Raw genomic sequence first — 5,316 nt, forward strand, 5'->3', positions numbered from 1 at the left:
CCCCGGCCCGCGCGGGCGGCGCCACTGCCGGAGGGGCGGCGGCCCGCGCCGGGCCCGCCACTACAGGGCCGCTGCTGATCAGATCAACGACTTGACCCGGTACAGCGCTTCCAGTGCTTGTTTCGGCGTCAGTTCGTCCGGATCAATTGCCTGCAGCGCATCCAGGGCCGCTGAATTCGGCGCGGCGAACAAACCAAACTGCTGCGGCGCATCCAGTGCCTGCGGCGCCATTGCCGCGCTCTGGGTCTCGCCACCACGTTGTTCCAGCTCCGCCAGACGACGGCGTGCCTGCGCGACCGTGGACTTGGGCAGGCCAGCCAAGGCCGCGACCTGCAGACCAAAGCTGCGATTGGCCGGGCCGTCTTTCACCGCATGCATGAACACCAGCGTGTCGCCGTGTTCGACCGCGTCCAGGTGCACGTTGGCGATGCCGCTGTTGCCACCTTCGTGGCTCTCATCGGCCAAGGCGGTCAGCTCGAAGTAGTGGGTGGCAAACAGCGTGTAGCAACGGTTTTGGTAGGCCAGATGGCGCGCGACCGCGTCAGCCAGGGCAAGGCCGTCGTAAGTCGAGGTGCCACGGCCGATCTCATCCATCAACACCAGCGAGTGCTCGGTGGCGTGGTGCAGGATGTAGCTGGTCTCGGCCATTTCCACCATGAAGGTGGACTGGCCCTTGGCCAGGTCGTCACCGGCGCCGATGCGGGTCAGGATGCGGTCGATCGGGCCGATCACCGCGCGGCTGGCCGGCACGAAGCTGCCGATATGGGCGAGCAGCACGATCAAAGCGTTCTGCCGCATATAGGTCGACTTACCGCCCATGTTCGGGCCGGTGATGACCAGCATGCGGCGGTCCGGGTGCAGGTCCAGGTCATTGGGCTCGAACGGCGTATCGCGGACGGCTTCCACCACCGGGTGGCGACCGCGTTCGATGCGCAGGCAGGCATCTTCCTGCAGTTCCGGCTGTGCCCAGTCCAGCGCCTGTGCGCGTTCGGCGAATGCAGCAAGTACGTCCAGTTCGCTCAAGGCGCCGGCACAGCGCTTCAGCGGTTCCAGATGCTGGCCGACGATGTCGAGCAGGCCTTCGTACAGCAGTTTTTCGCGGCTTAGCGAACGCTCGCGTGCCGACAGCACCTTGTCCTCGAAGTTCTTCAATTCCTCGGTGATGTAGCGCTCGGCATTGGTCAGGGTCTGGCGGCGGGTGTAATGCACCGGCGCCTTGTCGGACTGGCCCTTGCTGATTTCGATGTAATAGCCATGCACGCGGTTGTAGCCGACCTTCAAGGTGGCGATGCCACTGGCCTGACGCTCGCGTGCTTCCAGGTCGATCAGGAATTGGTCGGCGTGGGTGGACAGGCGGCGCAGTTCGTCGAGCTCGGCGTCGTAGCCTTCGGCGATCACGCCGCCGTCGGACAGCTTCAGCGGCGGCTGCTCGGCGATGGCGCTGGCCAGCAGCTGGGCGCTTTCATCGTGCGAGCCCAGCTCGGCGCGCAGCTGTTGCAGGCGCGGTGAATCCAGCGTGTCCAGCTGCGCGGTGATTGCGGGCAGCAGGGCGAGGCCATCGCGCAGGGTGGAGAAGTCGCGCGGGCGCGCCGAGCGCAACGCCATGCGGGTGAGGATGCGCTCGATGTCGCCGAGGGCGCGGAAGCTGTCGCGCAGGTCGGCGTCGGTACCGCGATCAATCAGCGTGGCAACTGCGTGGTGGCGTTGCTGCAGCACGTTGCGCAGGCGCAGCGGGCGGTGCAGCCAGCGCCGCAACAGGCGTCCGCCCATTGGCGAGGCGGTGCTGTCGAGCACGCCAAGCAAGGTATTGCGGGTGTCGCCGTCAACGCGCGTATCCAGTTCCAGATGCCGGCGGGTAGCGGCGTTCATCGCGATTGCTTCGCCGGCGTTCTCCATCGAAATGGAAGTCAGGTGCGGCAGGCGCTGTTTCTGGGTTTCCTCGACATAGCCGAGCAGGGCGCCGGCGGCGCCGGTGGCGCGCGGCTTGTCGTCGATGCCGAAGCCGCTGAGATCATGCAGCTTGAAGAAGTTCAGCAGATGGCGGCGGCCGCTGTCGGCATCGAACAGCCACGGCGCCCGGCGGCGCACGCCATTGCGATGACGCAGGAACTCCGGCCAGTTCTCTTCGTCGGGCACCAGCAGCTCGGCCGGCTCCAACCGGGCCAACTCGGCTTCCAGCGCATCGTCGGTATCGACTTCATTGACCAGGAAACGGCCTCCGGCCAGATCGGCCCAGGCCAGACCGTAGCCGGCCTTGCTGCGCGACAGCGCCATCAGCAAGGTATCGCGGCGCTCGTCCAGTAGGGCTTCGTCGGTGACGGTGCCGGGGGTGACCACGCGTACCACCTTGCGCTCTACCAGGCCCTTGGCCAGCGCCGGGTCGCCGATCTGCTCGCAGATCGCCACCGATTCTCCAACCGCCACCAGCCGCGCCAGGTAGCCCTCAAAGGCATGCACCGGCACGCCGGCCATCGGGATCGGCGCGCCGCCGGAGCTGCCACGCTGGGTCAGGGTGATGTCGAGCAGGCGCGCGGCCTTGCGCGCGTCGTCATAGAACAGTTCGTAGAAATCGCCCATCCGGAAGAACAGCAGCAGGTCCGGGTACTCGGACTTGGCCGCGAAGAACTGCTTCATCAACGGGGTGTGTTCGGGCTTTTTCTCGGTCACGCGGGGTCCACTTCAATTTGCCGGGCAAAGAGCTGCCACAAAGGCGACATTGTAGGGGCTGGGCCGGCGCAGCACGAACTGTGCGGCAGGTTCGGCTACCGGCGCTCGACCCTGCCGTCGCTGGCGCTGTCCAGCATCCGCTGGCGGAAGAACGGGTAAAGGGCTGCGCTGAACAGGATTGCCACTGTTGCGTAGGCCAGCAGCCTGGCATCCGCCCCGAGCAGGGCGTACAGGCAATAAGCAATCGCCGCGGCGGCGGTGAACAGGCAGGCGGCGCGCATCCAGCCTTGCTCGCCGCGCTCGAGCGTGCTGCAGATCAGCGCGCCGGCGGAGAACAGGTAGGGAATGATGGTCAGCAGTACTGCGATATTGGTGAGTTGATCGAACTGGCGGGCCAGGGTGGGCGAGGAGGTGACCAGCAGCAATGCGCTCATCAGTATCGCCACGATCATCAACCCGTTACCCGGCATGCCGTGCTTGTTGAGCTTGCAGAACACACGCGGGAACAAACCGTCCTCGGCTGCCGCCTTGGCCGATTGCCCGACCAGCAGCATCCAGCCGCCCAATGCGCCGGCCGACTTGAAGATCGCGCACAGCGCGATGACCAACACGCCCCACGGGCCAATCATCAGCTGTGCGACATCTGCAAACGGTGCGGAGGAATCGCGCAGCTGCGTCATCGGTACCATGCCCATGATCACCAACGAGCAGCTGATGTAGATGACCGCCGCCAGCGCCAGACCGAGCAGGGTGGCGAGTGGAATATTGCGCTTGGGGTTGTCGATGACATCGGCCGATACCGCGGCGCTTTCCACGCCCATGAAGGCCCACAGTGCAATGGATGCGCTGCGTGAGATGGCGGCGCTGTCTTCCATGCCGCTGACGTTCCAGCCGGCGCTGAATAATGCCGGGTCGAACCACCACCAGCCGAAGATGGCGATGCCCAGTATCGGGATCAATGCCAGCAGCAAGGTGCCGGTCTCCAGCGCGCCGATCCAGCGGGCGCCGCGCGCGTTGGCCAGGCTCAGCAGCCAGATCACCGCCAGGGTGAAGCCAAGGCGCGGATACACATCCTGCAGCCAGGGCCAGAGATGGCTCAGGTAGCCGGTCACCACCAGGGCGATGGCGACGTTGCCGATCCAGTTGCCGAACCAATAGGCGTAGTTGCTGACGAAGCCGATGTAGTTGCCGAAGGCATCGCGTGCATAGGCGTAAGGGCCGCCGGGTTGCGGATCGAGTTGTGACAGGCGGGCGAACACCAGCCCCAGCGCGATGGCGCCAGCGGTGGCGATCAGCCAGCCCACCGATGAGATGCTGCCGACGGTGGCCAGATTGGCCGGTAGCAGGAATACACCGGTACCGATCATGTTGCCGGCAACCAGCATGGTCGCCATGGTCAAGCCCATCTTCTTCGGTGTGGGTGAGCTCATGTCCAGGCCGGGTCGGAGGTGAAGTCGATGGTCAGCCAGAAGCGGCCAGAGCGTGAATCCAGCTGCGATGCGACTTCATCGCGCAGGCGGTCCACATCACCGATGCTGCCGAGCTGGGTATCGGGTCTTGTCAGGATATGGATCTCCACGAACTGCATGCGCCCGATCTTGGCGACGTGGCTGGTGAAGCCTTCGAACTGGTGCTTGGCGACGAACGCCTGCATCACCTGTTGCACGAGTTGGTCCAGTTCGCTTGGCGCTACCTGCAGGACTTCGCGTGCGGCTTTCCATGCCCCAAGCAGCGGTACCGGTAGCGTCGCCAAGGCGATACAGGCGAGCACCAAAGGGTCGAGGTAGGGAATCCAGTGCTCATGCGCACCACCGCGCAGTGCCAGAGCGATGGCGAATGACAGAACCACGGCAAGGCTCATCAATCCGGTCAGCAGCCAGGCGCGTGCGTCCAGGCGCAGCAAACCGGATTGCAGTCGCCGTGCGTGACGGCTGATCCACACCGCCATTGCCAGATCCACCACTGCCAGCAGGCCGGCCCAGAGCAGACCGGGTCCCAGGCGTGTTTCGTGGCCGCCGTCGCTGAAGCCGATCACTGCATTTGCCAACGCGTAGATGCAGGCCAGGCTGAGGATTGCACCGCCCAGCGCTTCGACCATGGGCTCCAGATGCCAGAAACCATATTGGAAGCGCGGGCTCTGTTCGCGGGCCATCAAGCGCAGCACTGCAAGTGCCACCAGTGTCAGTGCCACATCCACCAGGCTGTAGATGCCATCGAACAGGATCGCTTGTGAGCGGGCGAGCATGCCGCCAAAGAAGCCGATCGCAGCGACCATGACGGTCGCTGCGATGGAGAGTTTCAATACACGTTGTTCCTGGCGGGTGCTGGTCATCTGGTTGGTCGGCGGCCCGGTAGCCATGTAAGAGGAGCTGGGCTTTGAAAGCCCCTCTCCCGTTTACGGGAGAGGGGTTGGGGTGAGGGCGCTTTGAAAGCACGTGGAGCAGATTTTCAGTAGAGCGTATCCAAAACAGACGCAGAGCCAAAACAGATGCAGAGTCAAAGTCCTTAGCCAGAAGCTAAGAGTTAAAAGCCAAGAGCCAAGAGCCAAGAGCTAAGAGCTAAGAGCTAAGAGCTAAGAGCCAAGAGCCAAGAGCTAAGAGCCAAGAGCTAAGAGCCAAGAGCAAAGACCCAAGAGCCAAGAGCCAAGAG

Annotated in this window: 3 protein-coding genes; all 3 read right to left on the reverse strand. The window is 64.2% G+C overall.

Going from position 1 to position 5,316, the window contains the following annotated elements:
* Positions 1-78: 78 nt before the first annotated feature.
* The 3 genes from mutS to QMX78_RS19905 all read right to left on the reverse strand — a co-directional run bounded on the left by mutS (position 79) and on the right by QMX78_RS19905 (position 5,026).
* On the reverse strand, positions 79-2,634 hold the full coding sequence (gene mutS, locus QMX78_RS19895) for a DNA mismatch repair protein MutS (protein WP_282272882.1): 2,556 nt from the start codon (positions 2,632-2,634) through the stop codon (positions 79-81).
* A gap of 128 nt (positions 2,635-2,762) precedes the next feature.
* Positions 2,763-4,097, reverse strand: coding sequence for an amino acid permease (locus tag QMX78_RS19900; RefSeq protein ID WP_282272878.1), 1,335 nt, complete (start codon positions 4,095-4,097; stop codon positions 2,763-2,765).
* Positions 4,094-5,026, reverse strand: coding sequence for a cation diffusion facilitator family transporter (locus tag QMX78_RS19905; RefSeq protein ID WP_282272880.1), 933 nt, complete (start codon positions 5,024-5,026; stop codon positions 4,094-4,096). The genes QMX78_RS19900 and QMX78_RS19905 overlap by 4 nt, the downstream gene beginning before the upstream one ends.
* Between the last annotated feature and the right edge of the window lie 290 nt (positions 5,027-5,316).

The sequence above is a fragment of the Stenotrophomonas sp. PS02298 genome, assembly GCF_029959445.1.
Lineage (GTDB): Bacteria > Pseudomonadota > Gammaproteobacteria > Xanthomonadales > Xanthomonadaceae > Stenotrophomonas.